At 41.5% G+C, this 713-nt stretch carries 1 protein-coding gene; it reads right to left on the bottom strand.

The features are described from left to right. On the bottom strand, nt 1-436 hold a 436-nt coding region (locus tag A3739_RS27570; protein ID WP_156502907.1), incomplete at its 3' end, for an alpha/beta fold hydrolase. Nucleotides 437-713 lie beyond the last annotated feature (277 nt).

Genomic DNA, 713 nt, shown 5'->3' with positions numbered 1-713 from the left:
GTACTTCTGGAAATAATCCGCCATTCAAGAATACACAAGACAATATCTTGGCATCTGGATTCTCTTGATTGCGAGCCAAAAGTTCCTGCGCAACGGTATTACCATAATCATGTGCAAGTAAATGGTACTCCGCAACACCACACGCATTCACGAGAGCTTCAGCAATACTCGCCTGCATCATGATCGAATATTTCGGCAAGTTAGGTTTGTCTGAAAAACCAAATCCTAAGAAGTCGAAGGTAATCACGCGAAAATACTGCGTTAACCTTGGCCATATTTCTTGCCAGTCCCAACTCGATGTTGGAAAGCCATGCAACATTACTAAAACTGGTTTATTGGCATCCTGTGAATCCTGATAAAACACCTGATGCCCTTCAAATTCAAAAAATCTTCCTTGTTCACGCCACTGCGCTAAAGCCTTTTGTGCGTCGTTCAATGCCTACTCGCTTTCAGTTATTTATTGTTGCGCAGAAGCTTAAGAAACACGACATCAAAGAGCCACTCCCAAAGTGATAATTGAGCTGATTATTTCGGCCTACATAGCAATTCTGGTCTAAATTGACCTACGTAAACTAGCTGAGCACTTTGCTATGTACCAACTGGTGATGGCGAGCCAAATTGAGCTAGATCAAGTCAAACCAACCAGAAAGTTTGTACACTCGATTCCAAGTTCACGGATTAATTTATCTACAACAAAGATCGAGAAAGATTAT

The organism is Oleiphilus sp. HI0067 (genome assembly GCF_001635735.1).
Note: the sequence above shows the minus strand (reverse complement) of the source record. Positions and strands in the feature narration are given on the sequence as shown.